We start from the raw sequence: 365 nt of genomic DNA, 5'->3' as shown, positions 1-365 counted from the left end.
GGCGTTGAGCTAACCAATACTAATTGCCCGTGAGGCTTGACCATATAACACCCAAGCAATTTGCTGACCTGAAAAGGCACCAGATTGCGGTGTGTGAAGACGCAATGAACCGAAAGTTCGCAGCAAAAAAACACACAAAGCTGTCACATACCCATTCGCTGGAGCGTGATCCGCAAGGAAAACGAGCCGGCTACCGAATTTCTTGACGACCATAGAGCATTGGAACCACCTGATCCCATCCCGAACTCAGCAGTGAAACGATGCATCGCCGATGGTAGTGTGGGGTTTCCCCATGTGAGAGTAGGTCATCGTCAAGATTAAATTCCGAAACCCCTATCTGCGTATGCAGGTAGGGGTTTTGTTTT

General features: G+C 49.0%; 1 rRNA gene. It reads left to right on the top strand.

Features of this window, described 5'->3' with window-relative positions:
- Positions 1 to 201 precede the first annotated feature (201 nt).
- Positions 202 to 317: ribosomal RNA gene (gene rrf / locus BK665_RS26205) — 5S ribosomal RNA — on the top strand.
- Positions 318 to 365: the final 48 nt, after the last annotated feature.

Origin of the sequence: Pseudomonas frederiksbergensis (assembly GCF_003732665.1) — a bacterium.
GTDB lineage: Bacteria > Pseudomonadota > Gammaproteobacteria > Pseudomonadales > Pseudomonadaceae > Aquipseudomonas > Aquipseudomonas frederiksbergensis_G.
Note: the sequence above shows the minus strand (reverse complement) of the source record. Positions and strands in the feature narration are given on the sequence as shown.